15 protein-coding genes are annotated in these 18482 nt (G+C 64.1%); 9 read left to right on the top strand and 6 right to left on the bottom strand.

Annotated elements, in window-relative coordinates:
* Positions 1-482: 482 nt before the first annotated feature.
* From G6N56_RS06875 to G6N56_RS06865, 3 genes are all read left to right on the top strand, one after another.
* Entirely contained in the window at positions 483-1937 is a 1455-nt protein-coding gene (locus G6N56_RS06875) for a nicotinate phosphoribosyltransferase (protein ID WP_085258495.1), read from the top strand.
* A gap of 76 nt (positions 1938-2013) precedes the next feature.
* A complete protein-coding gene (locus G6N56_RS06870) occupies positions 2014-3474 on the top strand; it encodes a nicotinate phosphoribosyltransferase (RefSeq protein WP_085258496.1) in 1461 nt (486 codons plus the stop codon).
* Positions 3475-3615: 141 nt separating this feature from the next.
* Positions 3616-4227 carry an HAD family hydrolase gene (locus tag G6N56_RS06865; protein WP_232069230.1) on the top strand — a complete coding sequence of 204 codons (612 nt, stop codon included), beginning with the start codon at positions 3616-3618 and terminating at the stop codon, positions 4225-4227.
* A 4-nt stretch (positions 4228-4231) separates the two neighbouring features.
* Here G6N56_RS06865 and G6N56_RS06860 read toward each other — a convergent pair whose 3' ends face one another.
* Entirely contained in the window at positions 4232-5272 is a 1041-nt protein-coding gene (locus G6N56_RS06860; protein ID WP_085258497.1) for an NAD(P)-dependent alcohol dehydrogenase, read from the bottom strand.
* 688 nt (positions 5273-5960) lie between these two features.
* Between G6N56_RS06860 and G6N56_RS06855 the strand changes: the two genes are divergently transcribed.
* From G6N56_RS06855 to G6N56_RS06845, 3 genes are read left to right on the top strand one after another with little or no spacing between them, the layout of a single operon-like run.
* Positions 5961-6809, top strand: coding sequence for a glutamine amidotransferase (locus G6N56_RS06855; protein WP_408632666.1), 849 nt, complete (start codon positions 5961-5963; stop codon positions 6807-6809).
* Between the two features lie 10 nt (positions 6810-6819).
* Entirely contained in the window at positions 6820-7860 is a 1041-nt protein-coding gene (locus tag G6N56_RS06850) for a LacI family DNA-binding transcriptional regulator (RefSeq protein WP_085258499.1), read from the top strand.
* A gap of 39 nt (positions 7861-7899) precedes the next feature.
* A complete protein-coding gene (locus tag G6N56_RS06845; RefSeq protein WP_324616605.1) occupies positions 7900-8778 on the top strand; it encodes a PfkB family carbohydrate kinase in 879 nt (292 codons plus the stop codon).
* Positions 8779-9221: 443 nt separating this feature from the next.
* On the opposite strand, the gene G6N56_RS29935 is transcribed toward G6N56_RS06845, so the two are convergent.
* The 5 genes from G6N56_RS29935 to G6N56_RS06820 all read right to left on the bottom strand — a co-directional run bounded on the left by G6N56_RS29935 (position 9222) and on the right by G6N56_RS06820 (position 14885).
* Complete coding sequence (locus tag G6N56_RS29935; protein WP_085258501.1) at positions 9222-10622, bottom strand: PPE family protein; 1401 nt, start codon at positions 10620-10622, stop codon at positions 9222-9224.
* Positions 10619-11992, bottom strand: coding sequence for a PPE family protein (locus tag G6N56_RS29425; RefSeq protein WP_085258502.1), 1374 nt, complete (start codon positions 11990-11992; stop codon positions 10619-10621). Before G6N56_RS29425 ends, G6N56_RS29935 begins: the two co-directional genes overlap by 4 nt.
* Positions 11993-12172: 180 nt before the next feature.
* Positions 12173-12472 carry a PE family protein gene (locus G6N56_RS06830; protein WP_085258623.1) on the bottom strand — a complete coding sequence of 100 codons (300 nt, stop codon included), beginning with the start codon at positions 12470-12472 and terminating at the stop codon, positions 12173-12175.
* A 1121-nt stretch (positions 12473-13593) separates the two neighbouring features.
* Positions 13594-13938, bottom strand: a complete 345-nt coding sequence (locus G6N56_RS06825) for a cupin domain-containing protein (protein ID WP_085258503.1) — start codon at positions 13936-13938, stop codon at positions 13594-13596.
* A gap of 554 nt (positions 13939-14492) precedes the next feature.
* Positions 14493-14885, bottom strand: coding sequence for a heme-binding protein (locus tag G6N56_RS06820; RefSeq protein ID WP_085258504.1), 393 nt, complete (start codon positions 14883-14885; stop codon positions 14493-14495).
* 232 nt (positions 14886-15117) lie between these two features.
* On the opposite strand from G6N56_RS06820, the gene G6N56_RS06815 reads away from it, so the two are divergent.
* From G6N56_RS06815 to G6N56_RS29420, 3 genes are all read left to right on the top strand, one after another.
* On the top strand, positions 15118-15780 hold the full coding sequence (locus G6N56_RS06815; protein WP_085258505.1) for a hypothetical protein: 663 nt from the start codon (positions 15118-15120) through the stop codon (positions 15778-15780).
* On the top strand, positions 15777-16967 hold the full coding sequence (locus G6N56_RS06810) for a PrsW family intramembrane metalloprotease (protein WP_085258506.1): 1191 nt from the start codon (positions 15777-15779) through the stop codon (positions 16965-16967). Before G6N56_RS06815 ends, G6N56_RS06810 begins: the two co-directional genes overlap by 4 nt.
* Positions 16968-17349: 382 nt before the next feature.
* Positions 17350-18471 carry a PE family protein gene (locus G6N56_RS29420; RefSeq protein WP_085258507.1) on the top strand — a complete coding sequence of 374 codons (1122 nt, stop codon included), beginning with the start codon at positions 17350-17352 and terminating at the stop codon, positions 18469-18471.
* The last annotated feature ends 11 nt before the right edge of the window (positions 18472-18482 follow it).

Here is an 18482-nt window from a genome sequence, read left to right as displayed (position 1 = left end):
CGGCTCGACGCCTGCAGGCCCGCCGCGCGCGCTCGGTGTGCACCCGTATCAAAAGCAATAACGTTTCTACTATACCTGGTGGGGTCCGCCGAGACCGCCGCGGAGGCGGCGGTGACCGTCCACAAGTCCCGCGCAGCTTCGCGCGGAGCCGGTGACCATCCTCTCGAGCGGCGCGCACGTCTATCTCTACAAACCAGCATTGAGCTGCACCGATGACTCGTTCTGCGGCCATGTACGTTAACGGGCCATTGCAGACTCTTTTCGTCTGGGCAGCCGGAGGGTGCGCTTGGCGCGCTGTCCACGGACAAGCTGGCGTACCACCACTCCCGCGGAACAAACTAGAAACGTTATTCGCGTTGCGGTGGCGGGTCGCTGACCCTAGACTTGCGATTCAGTCAGCGCTCACCGATCTGGGATTGCTCGGGAGACTTCACTTCTCGGTTGTGCGTCAGTGCACATGTAGGACAGGAAGAACCAAAACAATGGCGCAGCAGAGCTATTCGGGCAACATCATCACCAACGTCGACAGCTACAAGAACGCACATTTTTGGATGTATCCTGAAGGGACCGAATACGTTTCGAGTTACATCGAGTCGCGGGGCGGTATCTACCCGTCGGTTCTGTTCGCCGGCCTGCAACCGTTCCTGCGTGAATACCTCATGCACCCGTTCACCATCGATGACATTCACGAAGCACACGACGTGCACACGTCGATGGGTATCCCGTTCGAACGACAGAATTGGATCGACCTGCTCAACGACCACGGCGGTTACTTGCCGTTAGAGATCGAGGCAGTGCCCGAAGGCACCGTCGTTCCCACGAGGAACGTGCTCGTCCAGGTCGTCAACACCGATCCGAAATACCATTGGGTCACCGGATTCATCGAAACGGCGCTGCTGCGTGCCGTGTGGTACCCGTCGAGCGTCGCCACGACGAGCTGGATCGCCAAACAACGCATTCGAGGCTTCCTCGAGAGGACGTCAGATCACCCCGAGATGATCAGGATCTATCTTCATGACTACGGCGCCCGTGGCGTGAGTTCTTTCGAGTCGGCAGCCCTCGGGGGAGTTGGGCACCTGATCAACTTCGACCAGACGGACAACGTTCCCGGTTACATCGGGTCGCGCCGGTGGTACAACGGCCCGCCACCCAGTGGCGCCGCTGTGTTCTTGGAGCACGCCGCGATCGGAGCGGCGGGCCGAGACCAGGAGGCGGCCACGTTCCGGCGGCTCCTGCAATTTTCCGCGCCGGCCATCGGTTTGCTCTGTGACACCTACGATCACGACAATGCGGTGCAGAACATCATCGGACGGGAATTGAAGACCGAGGTCCGTGACTACGGGGGCCTGGTCATCGCCCGCTGCGACTCCGGGGACCCGATCATGGTCCCGGCCGATACCGTCGAAAGCCTGATGGAAAGCTTCGGATCCGAGACGAATGGCAAGGGCTACCGCGTTCTTCCGCCGTTCATGCGCGTCGTTCAAGGTGATGGGCTGACGCTCGACACCTATGTCAGCCTCTACGCAGAGCTCGAGAGGCGTGGTCTGGCGGCCGACAATGTCCTGTGCGGCATGGGCGGTGGGCTGCTGCAGAAAGTTGATCGCGACTCCATGAACTTCGGCATGAAGGCCAGTGCGGTGTGTGTCAATGGCGAATGGCGCGACGTTTTCAAAGCCCCGAAGGGCAGTCAGATGAAACGTTCGAAAGCTGGCCGGCTGGCGCTGTGCAAGGTGGATGGGGAGTATCGCACGGTGCGGCGCGACGAAGTGTCCGCCGAGGAGAACCTGTTGACGCCTGTATTCCGCAACGGCAAGCTGCTTCGAGAGTGGAGCATGAGCGACCTGATTCAGCAAAGCGAACTACCCACTCCGCCAAGCTATTACGCCGATACGGCTGAGACATCCACGCAACCGCGCCCGGCGGCGCTGGCTGGATAGCCGCACACCTCGGTAATTGGCCACACACTTCGCAGGCTCGTCAAACTTCGATCACGCCGAAAGACAGGAACTTCTCATGGCGCACAACAGCTACGACAACATCATCATCAACACCGACAACTACAAGCACTGCCACTACCCGTTGTACCCGCCGGGGACGGAGTACGTCTCGAGCTATATCGAATCGCGCGGTGGGGAGTTCCCCGTCACGATGTTCGTTGGTTTACAAGCGTTCCTGCGCAAATATCTGATGCGGCCCATCACGCTCGAGGACATCGACCAGGGCGAGTACTACATGCGCGAACAGGGCATGCATTTCAACCGCGAGAACTGGATCGGCATCCTCAACGACCACGACGGCTTTCTGCCGGTGGAGATCGAGGCGGTCCCCGAGGGCCTGGTGGTGCCCACTCGTAACGTGCTGGTCCAGATCATCAACACCGATCCGAAATACTACTGGGTCACAAGCTTTTTCGAGACCGCTTTGCTGCGCGCTGTTTGGTACCCTACCACCGTGGGAACCATCAGCTGGCTTGCCAAGCAGGTGATCAGAGAGGCGCTGTCCCGTACGTCGGACCATCCGGAAGTGTTGCGTCACTGCCTGCACGATTACGGCGCTCGTGGCGTCAGCTCGCAGGAGTCAGCCGCCCTCGGCGGCCTCGCGCACCTCGTCAATTTTTCGCAAAGCGACACCGTCCCGGGCATCATCGCAGCCAAGGAGTTCTACAACGCTGTCGCGCCGTCGAATTCAGGACCAAACGCCGAGCATGCCGGCTTCTGCGCATGGGGCCGTGAGAACGAAGCAGCCGCCATGCGCAACATGCTCGAAGTGCACGCCAAGCATGGAATGGCCCTGCTGTTGACGGACACCTATGACCATGAGAACGCCGTAAAGAACATTATCGGCGGCGAACTGCGCGACGTGGTCCGCAACTTCCCCGGACTCGTCGGTGTGCGCCCCGACTCCGGCGACGTCGTCCAGGTGACAGCCGATACAACCGAATGGTTGATCGACGCTTTCGGATGCACCACGAACAGCAAGGGTTTCAAGGTGCTTCCGGATTTCGTGCGGACAGTGCAGGGCGACGGTGTCACCCGGGAAAGCCTCCCGCTGATTTACGCCGAAATGGAGCGGCGCGGACTCTCTGCGGAGAACGCGGTCTTCGGCATGGGCGGCGGCTTGTTGCAACACTGCAACCGTGACACCAGCGCCTTCGGGCAGAAGGCCAGTGCCGTCCAAGTCAACGGTGAATGGCGCGACATCAGCAAGCAGCCCACCGGCGACGCGATCAAGAAGTCCAAGCGAGGCCGGCTCGCGCTGCGATATGTCGACGGTGAGTACGAGACGGTGCGGCGCGACAGCATCCCACCGGAGGAGAACGTCATGCAGCCCGTGTTCCGCAACGGCAAGCTGCTCAAGAAATGGGATTTCAGCGAGTTGATCACGCACAGCGAGCAAGAAGTGCCCGAGAGCTATTACGCCGAAGCCATTGCGCCACTGCGTTCGACACCTGCCATGTTGGCTGACGCGTCCTGACGCGGTGGAACAAGAATCTCGAATCAGCTGACCACGGTGGATGGCTCGTTCGGCATCCCCAAGACAACTGACATGGACATATTGCAACCACGACAATCAATACCCCCCCTGGGAGTGGGGCGACTCCTGCATGTGTTCGACATGGACGGCACGCTGATGATGGGTGCCGCCACTGTTGAGCTCTGCCGACACATGGGACGGCTGGCTGACGCCATAACCCTCGAGCAGGAATGGGTGGGCGGCGAGGTCGGCGAGATCACCTTCTGGGAGCGGGCGCTGCAGCTGTGGGAGGGCGTAACCGAGGAGCAAGTAGACCAGGCCTTCGAAGACGCGATGTGGATGGAGGGTCTGCGCGAGGTGTTCGACGACATCGACCAGCGAGGGGAGCGAAGCATCGTCATCTCTCAGTCGCCCCACTTCTTCGTGAGGCGACTTGAGCGCTGGGGGGTGCATGCCACGTTCGGCTCGGACATCCGATTGGGCGAGCGGGTGACAGCGGACTCGACGCTGCAGGCCGAAGACAAGTTGTTGATCACCCAGCACGTGCTTGCACAATGGGGGCTCAGCCCCCGGCAATGCGTCGCCTATGGCGATTCTTCCTCCGACGTCGCCCTTTTCCAATGGTTACCGAACACCGTCGCAGTGAATGCGCGGGCCCCGTTGACCGATCTGGCGGCGAAGTCCTACACGGGAGAAGACCTTCGCAAGGTCTACCTGCTCGGACGCAGTTTGATCGATCAGGACACGCTGTGACGTCTCACAAGCTTGAGATGTCGATGACGAAGCGGTAGCGCACGTCGCTGGCCAGCACGCGCTCGTAGGCCTCGTTGATGTAATCGGCTTCAATAAGCTCGATCTCGGGCGTCACGTCGTGCTCGGCACAGAAGTCCAGCATCTCCTGGGTCTCGGCGATGCTGCCGACCTGTGATCCGGACAGAGTGCGCCGGCCCGACGCCAACGTCGCGGCCGGCACTTCCATAGGATGCTCCGGGATGCCCAATTCGACCAGCGTGCCGCCGATGTCCAACAAGTTGAGGTAGTCGCCAAGCGGCAGGTTGGCCGAGACGGTGTTCAGGATCAGGTCGAAGCTGCCGCGCAGCTTGGTGAAGGTGTCGGGGTCCGACGTCGCGTGATAGTGCGTGGCGCCCAGGCGCAGCCCGTCTTCCATCTTCTTCAGCGACTGCGACAGCACGGTCACCTCGGCGCCCATCGCCGCGCCGAGCTTGACGCCCATGTGGCCCAGGCCGCCCAGGCCGATGATCGCCAGCCGGGTGTCCTCGCCGGCCTTCCAGTGCCGCAACGGGGAATATAGCGTGATGCCCGCGCACAGCAGCGGCGCCGCCTTGTCCAGCGGCAGCGAGTCGGGGATGCGCACGACGAAGTTCTCGTCAACGACGATCCCCTCGCTGTAACCACCCTGGTTTGGCTGCCCGTCCCTGCCGATCGAGTTGACGGTCGGTGTCAGCCCAGCCTTGCAGTACTGCTCGAGCCCGGCGAGACAGCTGCTGCATTGGCGGCACGAGTCGGATATGAGACCCAGCCCGACTCGGTCTCCAGGCGTGTACCGGCTGACCTCGGAGCCGACTTCGGTGACGATGCCGGCGATCTCGTGACCGGGCACCATCGGATAGTTCGGCTGTCCCCACTCGGCTTTCGCGACGTGGATGTCGGAGTGGCAGATACCGGCGAACTTGATATCGATCACCACGTCGCGGGGCCCGGGCGCGCGCCGGGTGATGGTGGTCTTGGTCAGCGGTTCGGTGGCCGAGGTGGCGGCATACGCCGAAACGGTCGTCATTGAAATCCTTCTTCGCGGTCGTTTGCCGGCCAGGGAAGTCCTTTGCGGAAAGTGAAGTCAGAAACGATTATATCCTGCTGGGTACCGCCTGTCCTCGGCTCGGGCGATCGCCGCCGCCCGAGATCCGTTTTTAGGCCCGGGATCACGATCTCCGGGGCGCGGTTCGGCGTGGCTGGGAGCCGGGCCGCGCGACTCGGACGGCCAGTGGGTCGAGGACGGCCTTACAGAGGGGCGATGGCGAAACCCGTTCGGAACGTCATCTATCCTGCAGTTCAATGCCACGCCCTAACCAGGTCCGCACGCGTGCGAATCTTCCGGAGAGGGCTGGCGGCTTGAAATCTCCGTCGCCTTGACCCGGCGCGCCGCACTCACTTACGATAGAAACGATACTAACCTTGTGGCCGTCGCCGTCGGCTGATAGTCCATGCGCGAAGGGCCGGCCCATTAGGTCCTCGGCATCGACGAAGCGGGCGTTGTTGGCCAAGCTCGCCGTAAGGCGACGCGCTCTGCGCGTTTGGATCCGATCGGGAGAGGGCCCTGAGAGATGTGGGAGGCGGAGTGGACTTCGGGCGACTGCCTTTCCAGTGGATCGCGGGGGACCGGCGAGGATTCCACACCGCATGATGACCATGAGGGTGCGGTCCCAATCGCCCAGGGGCCGAACGTTACTCGCTAGTCCTCCGCGGAGATGCCTCTGCGACGTGTTGTCATTGCACCCTCGACACCTGGAGTCTCGATGAGCAAAAAGAGTTTCGGTCAAGTTCGCGCTTTGGTGGTCGGCGAGTCGTGGATTAAACACACGATCCACATGAAGGGTTTCGACCACTTCCATTCCACGGAATACGAAGAGGGCGCTGGCGAGTTCCTGAAGGCCATCTCCGACGGTGGCATCGATGTGACGTACACGCGCGGCCACGAGGTCTCGAGCAAGTTCCCGACGAGCATGGACGACCTTCAGGATTACGACGTCGTGGTCATCAGCGACGTCGGTGCCAACACATTCCTACTCACCGATGACACGTTTCTCCGATCGAGACCGACGGTGAACCGGCTGTCGCTGCTTGCCGAATATGTCCATCGCGGCGGGGGGATGCTAATGGTCGGCGGCTACCTGTCGTTCACGGGAATCGACGGTCGGGGACGCTATGGGATGAGTCCACTGGCCGATGTCTTGCCGGTCAAGCTGCTCGACCACGATGACAGGATCGAAGTGCCGGAAGGCGCAGTCGCGGAATTGGATCTGCCGGACCACGATGCCCTGGGCGACACGCCGGCCCAATGGCCGGTATTGCTGGGTTACAACCGGGTTGTGGCCAAGCCCGACACCGAAGTCATCGCGCGCTACCGGAACGACCCTTTGCTGGTAGTGGGAACGTACGGGGCCGGACGAGTGACTGCATTCACCTCCGATCTGGCATCGCATTGGGCCCCACCGGAGTTCCTCGCCTGGGACCACTACCAGACTCTCTGGGTGTCGTTGCTTAGCTGGACCAGCGGCCGGTACGGGGCTGGGCGTGGCTCGGCGAAAACAGCCTGACCGCAGTAAGATGTCAACTCCAGTGAATACAGCCCGACGCCCGACAATGAAAGATGTTGCGCGCCATGCTGGCGTGTCGCTCAGCACTGTCAGCTATGTGCTCAACGACAGCGGTCCGGTCGCGGAGAGCCGGCGGGCCCGCGTCCTCGATGCCGTTCGGGTGCTCAACTATGCGCCTAACGAAGCGGCGCGTGGGCTCAAGAAGCGTTCTTCGCCCAACATCGGGCTGGTCGTGCCCGAACTTTCTAATCAGTTCTTCGCCCTGCTTGTCGAAGGTGTGGAGCAAGTGGTCTCAGATAACGGTGGCCTCGTGGTCCTTTGTGCGCCCGAGGCCACCTCAGACGGAGAGTCGTTCAACGGGCGGTTGCTGCGCAGCCAGCGTCTGAACGGCATCGTCTACCTGGCGGGGTCGCGCACACTGGCCAGCTCGTTGGTCGAACTCACCCGTCAAGGCCCCGTCGTGTTGGTGGACGAGTTCGTGCCCGGCTTCGACGATCTGCCCGCTATCGTGTCGGACAACCGACGTGGCGCCCGAGAGATCGCGCAGTTGGTCACCAACGCGGGGCATCGAAATCTCGCCATCATCGCCGGCCCCGAATCACTCTGGACGACGCAGCAGCGCCTGTCGGGATACCGGGAGGCGATAGCGGCTGCCGGGCTGAATCCGGACGGCGTACCGGTCTATTGGGGCAACTACCGTCAGCAGTCCGGATGGGAATTGGGCAAGGCGGCGCTGAGTGTGCCGATGAAACAGCGCCCCACTGCCCTCCTATGTGCCAACGACCTCATGGCCGTCGGTGTCCTCGAGTATTGCCGGTCGGCGGGCATCGCGGTGCCGTCGGAGCTGAGCGTTGTCGGATTCGACGACATTCCCTTCGTCTCGTTGCTGACACCCCGGCTCACAACGGTCCGCCAGCCCGCCCGGGACATGGGCCAGCAGGCGGCGACGCTGCTCTTCGAGCTGATGGCGGGAGACGGTGCGGGCCAGCTTCCCCCGTTGCTGCCGACCGAAATGATGGTGCGCGACTCGGTCGCGCCACCGAACAGGTAACCCGCCATGGTTGAGACGACATCGCGGCCAACGGTGTACGTGGTCGGAGCGATCAACGTCGACGTGGTGATCAAGACGAGACGCCTGCCGAACCCGGGCGAGACGGTTGTCGGTGATCATGCCGAGCATCATGGTGGTGGCAAGGGCGCCAACGCTGCGGTCGCTGCCGCCCGCGCGGGCGCCCATGTGGTGCTCATCGGCGCGGTGGGAAATGATGCGAACGGCCAACTGGCGCTGGCGGATCTGAATTCCTGCCAGGTCGACACGCAACGCGTGAATCGATGCGACGGCACCAGTACCGGGCTGGCGTTGATTGTCGTCGACGAATCGGGTGAGAACCAGATAGCCGTCGGGGCGGGAGCCAACGCGGAGGTCAGCGCCCGCGCGGTCACCGAAAGTCTGCGGTCGGAGATCCGGCCATGTGACTGCGTCCTCATCAGCACCGAGATAGCCGGTGAAGCGGTTCTGGCCGCGGTGAAGTATGCCAGTCTGATCGGTGCCACGTGTGTTCTCAACCCCGCGCCGCCGATCGACGAGGTGCTCGAAGCGCTTGCCTACAGACCCATTCTGACCCCCAACTCGGGGGAGTGCCGTCAACTCGCCACGCGAGTAGGCGTCGATTTCAGCGACATTCGCTCGGCAGCCATGGGTGTATGCGAGTACACCAGAGCGCCGGTCGTGGTGACGATGGGCGGTGAAGGCGTCGTCGTATGCCGACCGGGTATGCATCCGGTCCACATCGAACCGGTCGAGGTCGACGTCGTCGACACAACGGGCGCGGGCGATAATTTCAACGGCGTGTTTGCAGCGAGACTGGCAGAGGGTGACCCTATCGAGGTCGCCGCCACGGAGGCCAATCGTGCCGCGGCCAGATCAGTGGAAAGCGTCGGCGCGCGCGGAATTTTGAAGATCAGCTGATCTCACGGCCAGCGCTCGCCCGACGGACCGCTCGACGATATCCGGGCCTGGAATCGTGGCGATACCGTGCATGGCAGCCCTGTCGGAAAGCCCTCTCGCAGGTCGAGCGAGGTGCGGTCCCCGCGCCGGGACCGTCGAGGGCTAGTTGCTCACGCCGCAGAGCGGTGAGACCGAAGGAGCGGGATCCGAAAGCGAACCCTACGCGCGGCGTCGCCGAGGAAGGGTGCGTGATCGTCCCGAGCGGACCGCTCGAAGTCGCCCTCGACGATCAGCGGCACATGCTCCATACCGGTGATGCACTGACGTTCGCCCCGACTCACCGCACGTTCGCCCCGACTCACCGCACTCGCACCACAACCCGAGCTCCGGCGCTGCGTCGTCCTTTTGGGTGGCCGCACCCGCGTACTGACCGCGGGCCCGGGCGCGCCCAGCGCTACCGGTCGCTACTTCCGGGCCTCTTGAATCATGAAGCTGGCGGTGCGTTTGAGGATGTCGCGTTCTCGAGTAAGGTCGGCGAGGGCCTTGCGGAGCGTGTTCAGTTCGTCGCGGTTGGCGTCGGCCTCCGTATTCTTGGCGACGGAGACGTGCCTGGGCTGCCCCGGCATGCCGGGCGCTTCGTCGTGATCGCTAGCGCCGGCTCTGGCGCGTTGTCTGCTGCGTTCGGAGCCCGGCTGAGCACCGCCACCCCGTGGGGCGTTGACGACGCTGGCCACCGGCGGGAGCCCACCGAAGAAACCGTTACCGCCCAGCCTAGCCGCGGGCAATGTGTCGAGGGTCGCCATCGGCACCGCGGTCGAAGCGAGGCGAATCGCCGGTGAGGAGCCGCCCCACGAAGGCGGCGTCGACAAACTGCCGATCGACTTCGCCTCGCCCAGGGCCGCCGACGCCGCACCTCCCGCCGACGCTGTCGCGCCGGGCACCTGTGGTTCGGTCGAACTCGCCAGACCGGCCGCCGCTGCGGCCGGCGCCTCCACCGCCGGCGCTGCCGACGCCGCAGCCACGAGCGGCCCCTCGGCCGCGTTGATCATCGGGCTGATGATGAATCCGACACCTGAAGCGAGAAAGGTTGTGCCACTGAGAAAGTACGAGTCTCCGCTAGTAATCGTGGTCAAATCGTTGAAGCCCGATATGAGAGGACCATTCAACGTGTTCAACAGCCATCCTGACACCGGGCCGTTTCCTGAAGCGAAGTTCGTCAGCGCATTACTGATATCGTCCAAGATGTTGTTCGCCACCGACGCGCTGGTCGATCCCGTCGACGAGCTGGTCGCCGCAGTCGTGGCAGCGGCCTGGTCGGTCGTCCCGGAGTCGCTGGTGTTCTGCTGGGCCGAGGTGAACATCGGCACTTGGCTCGCCGAGGCCGACGATGCGGCGTAGCCGTACATCGCCTCGGCGTCTTGGGCCCACATTTCCGCATACTGCGATTCGGTAGCCGCGATCGCGGTCGCGTTCTGGCCCAACGTATTTGTGGCGATCAATGCGGCTAACAGTGTCCGGTTTGCCTCGATCACCGGCGGCGGCACCGTGGCTGCAAACGCCTCCTCGTAGGCCGCAGCAGCCGACCGAGCCTGACCAGCCGTCACCTCAGCCTTGGTGGCCGTGGTGTTCATCCACGCCACAAACGGCGCAGCCGCAGCGGCCATCGACTGCGAAGACGAACCCAGCCACGATCCGTCGGTCAACTCGTTAACCGTCGCCTGATACGACTCGGCTGCCGAACTCAGCTCCGCAGCAACACTGTCCCAGGCCGACGCCGCAGCCATCATCGGCTCCGCTCCCGCACCGGCATACATCCGCGCCGAATTGATCTCCGGCGGTAACGCCCCGAAATCGCCTACGCTCATGGCTGAATCGCCTCCCTGATCAACTTCGCCGCCGCATCACGTTCACCCGCCACCTCAGCGATCGCTCTGCGTAGCTCGTCAAGCTCATCGCGTTCACGGTCGCCCAATTCGCTGTCACTACCCGCCGCGCGGACCAGCTTCGACGGCTGCTCCTGCCACATGATGGCGCGCAGAGGATCGCTCGGCTGTCCGGCGGGGCGTGCTCTGGCCTTGGCCCGCGGGTCAGACTCCGATCCCGCCTCACTGCCCCGCGGCGCGTTGACCACGCTCCCCAGCGGCGGCATCCCGCCACCGAACAAGCCCGGTGAGCCCAAGGCCGCTTCGGGCATCGTCGGCAGACCAGCCGCCGGAAACGCCGCGGACACCAGACGAACTTCCGGTCCCATCGCCGTACCCCACGAGGGCGGCACCGACAAACCACCGACCGGCACTGATTCACCCAGGGCCGCCGACGCTCCCGCACCGGAGCTCCCCGAACCGACCAGCGTCGACCCAGCTACCGGCCCCGTAACCGAATCCGCAGCGGTCGCCGCGGTCTCGGCCGGCACCGCCAGCGCCATCAACGGGGCCACGAAGAAGGGGAAGATGGACGCCAAGAAGGCAATTCCACTGAGCGCCGTCGAGTCGGATCCAACAGAGTAGGCGAACTCATTGATGGCTGCCGGCAGAGGAAGAGCCAAGAAGTTCTCCAGCCAGGTCATCGGATCGTAGAGCACATTCGACGACAGTTGTGACAGCGCCTCGGGCACGCTCGACAACAGCTCCTGCAAGCTCGACGTATCGGTCGCCGCCGACGTCGAGGTCGCTTGGCTTACTGCCGCAGCCTGCTCGCTCATCCCGGCCTCGTTCGTATTCTGTTGTGCCGGGATAAAAGTCGACAACTGGGTCGCCGCCGCGGAAGACGCGGCGTAGCCATACATCGCCGTCGCATCCTGAGCCCACATCTCGGCGTACTCGGCCTCGGTCGCCGCAATCGCGCTCGTGTTCTGACCGAGAATGTTCGTCGCCACCAACGCAGCCAGCAGGGTCCGGTTTGCCTCGATCACCGGCGGGGGAACCGTGGCGGCGAAGGCCGCCTCGTAGGCCGCAGCGGCCGATCGAGCCTGGTTGGCCGTCGTCTCCGCCTGGGCGGCAGTGGTATTCATCCACGCCACGAACGGCGATGCCGCGTCGGCCATCGACGCCGACGACGCACCCAGCCAGGAGCTACCAGTGAGCTCAGAGACCACCGACTGATACGACGCTGCGGCCCAGCTTAGTTCGGCGGCCGCACCATCCCATGCCGATGCGGCTGCCATCATCGGCGCCGCTCCGGCACCGGTGTACATCCGCGCCGAATTGATCTCCGGCGGCAACGCACCAAAGTCCACTTCTAACACTCCTTTTAGGTTTGGCTGGGGTTCTCATCGCGACCGTGCTTGGTGCATGACCACTCGAAACCTGTCCGTTACCAAGCCACGTAGCCAACGTGCTGTCGCGGAACCGACGAATGGGGCCGGCGCCGTCAGGCATGCGCCGTGCCACGCATTCGCGAATGGTCCGGATCGCAGCTAGCCGACGGCTGCGGCGTTCGCCGCCTCGGTCGCCTCGTAGGAACCCGCACTGATGCCGAGCGTCTGCACGAACATCGCATGGATCGCTGCGGCTTGGGCGCTGACCTGCTGGTAGATCTGGCCGTGCGCGGCGAACTGGGCAGCAGTCAGCGCCGAAACCTCGTCGGCGGCCGCGGGAGCCAAGCCGGTGGTGGTCGTTGCGATCGCCGCGTTCTGCGAATTGACCGACGAGCCAATCGCACTCAAGCTGCCGGCCGCCGCCGACAATGACTCCGGCTGGGTGTTGACATATGGCATAGACATGGTTGCCTCCATTCGTGCGGTGGAACTCGTCCATAATCGTTTCCACCCTGGTTCTGATGATGCAGTCTTTTCCGAACGATTGTCTGGGACACCCCTCGGCGACTCTGGTCGGAGATGTCCCTCGCGAGCACTGGAATCCTGCTCGCCGGTGTTTGTTGCCCGTGGTGAACAGATAACCACAGCGCGCGATGTTTGGCCGCAGTCGTAACGTTTCTGGTCTGTAGATTTAACACGCCGGGGCCGCCTCATGACTCTGGGCTGCCCGCGCACGGTGCCTACGGCGGCCAAGCGGGTCGAACCAAACAAGAATCGATTCTCGGCTCCGGCGACTCATCTCCGATCGAGGTTGTCACGACCGCCGGGTGGGCCTTGGATCGGGGCCACGCGCGCCTGTGACGATCTGTGTGCCCGCTGTCTTGCCCTGCTCGAGGCAGCCGAGCGTGCGTTGAGCTGCTTCCGGCTGATCACCGGACCGCTCGTGGTGCCCTCTACCTTCCGGACGTCCATCTTCATCGCATTCGCGGCCATCACCGTGCCGTCGAGGACATAGAGAACGCGCGCTCCACACGATGCCGGGGGCCACCGGGATTGCCATCGCGCCTACGGCCGCCTCCGTCTCGGCCCGGACCAGCCAGATGCCGCCGCTGCGCAATTCCAGCCCGACGAGGGGTTCCGGGTTCTGGTTGATCGGGTCTCAGAGCCGCCAAGGCACCCTCGTCGGCCCGCAATCGGGCAGCGCCGACTAAATACGCGATCCCGCGGACGCTTTCGCACCGTTGGTGAGCTCGGTGATCTGCTCGTCGGTGGACGGGTCAAAGACCGGTATGACTTCGGCGCTGCCGCTTCTTCCGGGGCAGCGTGCGCCCGGCAGCAACCCTATCCGGCTGGTTGCGGTTCGGTCCGGGCGCTACACGCTTCATCTCGCGGTATTTCCAGTCGGGCGAAACGTGCGTCGGAGGAGCGCGATCAGAGCATGTCTGCACTGGTGCATCGACATCTGCTGGGATCGGTTCGGCGTGGCCGCAGACGTACAGCGGGGAATAGCGCCGCGTTGGCGTGCATTCCCAAATGCCCAGTGCTCGAGGAGAATGCAGCCCGGACACTACGGCACGGGTTTATTCCGCGGGAGGCACGTAGAACGAAACCTTGCGAATTGGGTCGATGGTCTTCCAGGAGTTCCGCTGGCCCGCGAACAGGCGCACGACGTCGCCGGGGCCGGCGGTGATCGTCTCCTTGGTGTCCTCGAAAGTGATCTCCGCACGCCCTTCGAGAATCACAAAGATCTCGTCGGTTGTGACGGCGCCGATGTGGCCCACCTCGGCACCCCACACGCCGACGGCCGCGCCGGCGAGCTCAGAGACGAAATGGGCACCGGTGCGAACGGGCGTACCGTCCTCTACCGACACGTAACTTTCTGGTTCGAGGTCAACGGCAAACACGTTGGCGAGAAGCTGGGTCATAGAAGCGATTCTATCGGACTGAGGCGTGGTAGGTGGTCGTTCCCCCCAGTCGCGGCGGTTTTTCTGGAATCTCATCGATTAGTAGAACGCCATTAATTGCATCCACCGCATAGAAACGATCTCTCTCGGAGGCGCGGGGTCCGCTGGTAGGCGACCCGGGGGATGGCTACGGATAGTCACGGATCAACGCGAGTCGTAACGCTCGACCCTGTCAGGGGCCCGTGCCTAGTAGGCATAGAGATAACAATGCATCTGTCAGCTCGACGGTGGGGAATTCAGGGCCGGCGTTGGGCATGGCGGGTGTAGAGCCAGGCGTAGGCCCATCCATTGGCCAGGGTGCGATGAAAGCTTTCTGCTTTGCCGTGGGTCGGTACGGCCGGGTGCGGCGGTGTTCAATGTCGTCGGACGTGTCGCCGACGGCGCGGGCGAGCTAGCAAGATCCGTTGTCGTTCAACACTTCCGACAGTGATGTTGCTCGAATTGAACCAAGCGTCGGCTTGAATTCAAAAGGCGGTGGCGGCCTCAATTAGGCATCTCCTTCACCTCATGACCACTCAAGGAGTCGCGCTGCTCTCGCCGAGCAACAGTGTCCACCGGCAACGTTGCCTGATGGCGGCCAGCGGCTGGCGGATGTTCTCGAGATCGGCTTGCTCCTCCGGGTGGGCGTTGAAGTAGTTCTGCACTTCCTCGTGGATCCGGTCTTTCGGTTGATCCTGCAGTCCGGTGTAGAACGCGTTCAGCTCCGGGTGTGCGAAGAGGTAGGTCGTCAACGCTGCCCCGACACCCGTCGCGACACCGGCCACGTCCGCGGACGTGCAGTTGGGGGGGCGAGGCGGCGCATCAGCCGTGGCGATTCCGGCGGCGGCGCCCCACAGCGTGCCGGTCAGTGCCGCGGCACCCATCGCGCTCGCTACCAATCGGCGCGGCGTCGAACCTGAGCGGAACATTTGCTGGCTCCTCCATCCCGTACTGCGCCGTAGCGGCACCGTGTCAACTCTGGACCCGGACCACGGAGCGCCACTCGGGCCGAAAGTCACCTGCCCGACTGCCAACGGTCACACCCCGTGGGCCCGTCGCGGATTGCGCGACGGTCGGGGAGGGCACTTTGTGCCGCCGCTACTGTCGACCAAGAACGGCATCAGAGGGGTCCGTACGACGAAGAAAGGTCGGAAGCACGCCATGTCGAATGGCCCGCAACCGGTGGCCTCGGCGCCGAAGTTCGAACCCGCCGACGGCTGGGTGCCCGCCGATCAGCGGTGGCTCGGCCTGGATCGGCGCACGATAGCGCCGACACTAACGGTGTTCGCGGTAGCCGCCGTCATGGCCGTGGTGTTGCCGCTGGTCAACGCGGCGGTGCCGTACCACGACCTGGTCAGGGCCGGCGACGTCATGGAACTGCAGGGCGACGTGACATTCGTTCCCGACGCCGGCTGGGGCATCACGTCCGGGCTGCGCGCCGGCCGCGGACCGCTGTCCGGGGAGTACCCCGACCACGCGACCGTGGTGAACGGGGACGTGACATTCACCGTGCGCACGGCGCCATTCCAGGGAGACGCCAACGCCCTGCTCGATCAGATCGAGAAAACCACCGACGCGCTGAACCGAGGTCGCGGCGTCCACGTGACCGGCCGGCGCACCACCATCGTCACCGAAGAAGGAAAGCAGGGCACGACGGCGCGGATCACCGGACCACAGAAGGGCGGCATCATCGCCGCGTTCGTCTTCGAGGGACGCGGCGTGGAGGCGGAGGCGACCAGACCATCTGATGGCGCTGCGGAGCCCACGACGACCGTTGTCCGGATGATGCGCAGCATCAACCGTGGCGGAGAGGACAAACAGTGACGGGCGCGGCCGGGACGCCGAGCGACCTCGATCGGGCCCGCGAAATCGCGCTCGATCTTTCCGGTTGGGGCAGGGGATTCAGGTTTTACCAACCCCGCAACTTCGCGTTCTGGGGATACCTGGTGCTGGTTGCCACGGGGGTGGTCGCCTTCGCCTCCCAGCTCGCGCGGGAGTACAACGCCTACGGCCAAGCGCTTGGCCTGGCAGTCACGTTGTTCGGGGTGTACGCAGCCCTGTTCTGGTGGTTCACGGTGCGCATCGACCGCTACGCCAAACTGCCCGCCAAGCTGATGGTCGTCGCGTTTCTGTGGGGCGGTTTCGCCGCGACCTGGATCTTGGCGGCCAGCGCGAACGACGCGATCCTCGCCCTGTACGCGAAGGCGTTCGGCCAGGCGTGGGCGCTGGACTGGGGTGCGGGACTGTCGGCGCCGTTCGTCGAGGAGCCGGCCAAGGGAATCGGACTGCTGCTCCTGGTCGCCCTGGCTCCGCGGCAGGTGCGGACCGCATTCGACGGCTTCATCCTCGGGGCATTCATCGGCCTCGGGTTCCAGATCGTCGAGGACATCGTGTACGCGATGACGGCGGCGGGCTCGCAATTCGGCGCCAATCAGGTGGGTGCATCCCTGGCCACGATCGTGTTGCGGATGGTGAGCGGCGTCGGCGCGCACATCGTTTACAGCGCGATTTTCTGCGCGGGCCTGATCTATCTGCTGGGCAGGGCGGCGGAGCCCCGGCGCGTGTTTCGCGGGCTGCTGCTCATGGTTACGGCGATGCTGCTGCACGGCGCATGGGACACGCTGACCGCAGTCGCGGGCTCGATCCCCCTCACGATGTTGGGTCTGCTCGCCGCGGTGATCATCGTCGCACTCGCCATCGCGGCCCGGGTCTACACCGTGACCGTGGCGCGAGAGCGAGAATTCATGCGCGACGTCATGGCGCCCGAGGAAGCCCGAAACGTGATCACGGCAAGCGAACTCGAGGCGTTGGTCGGAAAGCGCAAGGCCCGTCGGGCATACCGCAAGGCCGCGCACGGCCGTCGTCAACGCAAACGCGCCCGCTACGTTCTCAATGCCGCGTACGATCTCGCCGGCGCGCTGGCCGCCGCGCGCGGCGCCGACACGGACCGCGTGCACTTCGCCCGTACCGAGGTCGCCAGGATCCGCGCCGGCCAGCCCCCGTCATGGTGAGCCGGGCGACAATCAGGTATCTGCCCCGCGGCGATTGATGCCAAACTTGTATTCTTTCAACGGAATTGGGTTCGTGTCACGACTCCGTCCACGGCTGTCCCGTAATGGCGGTCTGCAGCCGACCGGCCCCGGGGGTGGTTGCCGAATGCGCCATGGTGACCGGTTTCATATATGGGCATTCAAAATACTTTTGGTTTGAAAACATACCCAATACGCCGGATTCGAGGGCTGGGGGGCACGGATTGAGGCGTAAACGATGAATCGACGATGCACGGCATTCATGAAAAACGTTATTTTCGTAGGCGTTTCGAAGGCTCCTAATTAAGCTCATGTTGCTGAGGTCCTCGGGCGACTGTCGCATTGGCTTTACCGGGAGGTGGTTATGTCATACCTGGTCACGACTCCGGATGAAATTGTCGCGGCGGCGCAGAATTTATCGGGCATACGGTCACTGCTGGCCGAATCTGCCGCCTCAGCAGCGCCGACCACCACCGCGGTGGTCGCCGCGGCCCAAGACGAGATTTCGGGCCTGGTGGCCTCACTGTTCAGCAACTTCGGTCAGGAATTCCAGGCCCTCAACGCCCAGGCGAACGCTTTCCATGAGCAATTCGTCGGGCTGCTCAGTGGCGGCGCCGGTGCGTATGCTGCCACCGAAGCGGCCAACGCCGGAGAGGCATTGCTCGGGGCGGTGAATGCGCCCGCCCGAATGCTCGAGCAAGGAATTGGCGGCGTGGCTGCCAGCGCGCAAAGTGCCGCCGCCGACCTGAGCTTGTCCTCGTTCCTGGGCGGCAGCATCAGCCTGACTCTCGACGGCGGCGTGGTGACCTTGCCGCCGATCCTCGGCGGTGGCGCGCTGACCGTCCCGTCGATCTTCACCGGCGGGGTCCTGTCCCTCCCGCCGATTCTGGGTGGTGCCCAGCTGACCGTGCCCCCGATCTCCAGCCTCGGGCCCGCGCTCGCCAACGCGGTCAACCCCTTCATCTATGGCGGCGTGGTCGACCTGCCCCCGCTCCTGGGCGGTGGCGAACTGGTCGTGCCGTCGATCCTCACCGGCGGCCTGCTGAACCTGCCCGCGACGTTGGGGGGCGGCATCCTCGGCCTGCCGTCGATCATCACCGGTGGCTTGCTGAGCCTGCCCGAGACTCTCGGGGGTGCCGTTTTCTCCGTGCCGCCGATCACCACCCTGTTGAGCCCGATCCTCAACGGTGGCGTCTTCGCTCTGCCGTCGATCCTGGGCGGAGGAGAACTCGGGCTGCCGTCGATCCTCACCGGTGGCGTGCTGAGCCTGCCGCCCTTCTTCGGCGGCGGAACCATCGGCATTCCCTCCATCCTCACCGGCGGCGTGCTGAGCCTGCCCACGAGCATCGGTGGTGGGGACGTCGGCATTCCGTCGATCATCACGGGTGGCGTGCTGACCCTGCCCCCGATCTTCGGCGGCGGGACGATCTCGGTGCCCCCGATTCTCACCGGCAGCCTGGGGCTCAGCCTCCTACTCGGCGGGTGACTGCAAAGACT

The sequence above is a fragment of the Mycobacterium saskatchewanense genome (assembly GCF_010729105.1).
GTDB classification, from domain to species: Bacteria; Actinomycetota; Actinomycetes; order Mycobacteriales; family Mycobacteriaceae; genus Mycobacterium; species Mycobacterium saskatchewanense.
The sequence above is the reverse complement of the archived record's forward strand: the minus strand, read 5'-3'. Positions and strand labels throughout refer to the sequence as shown.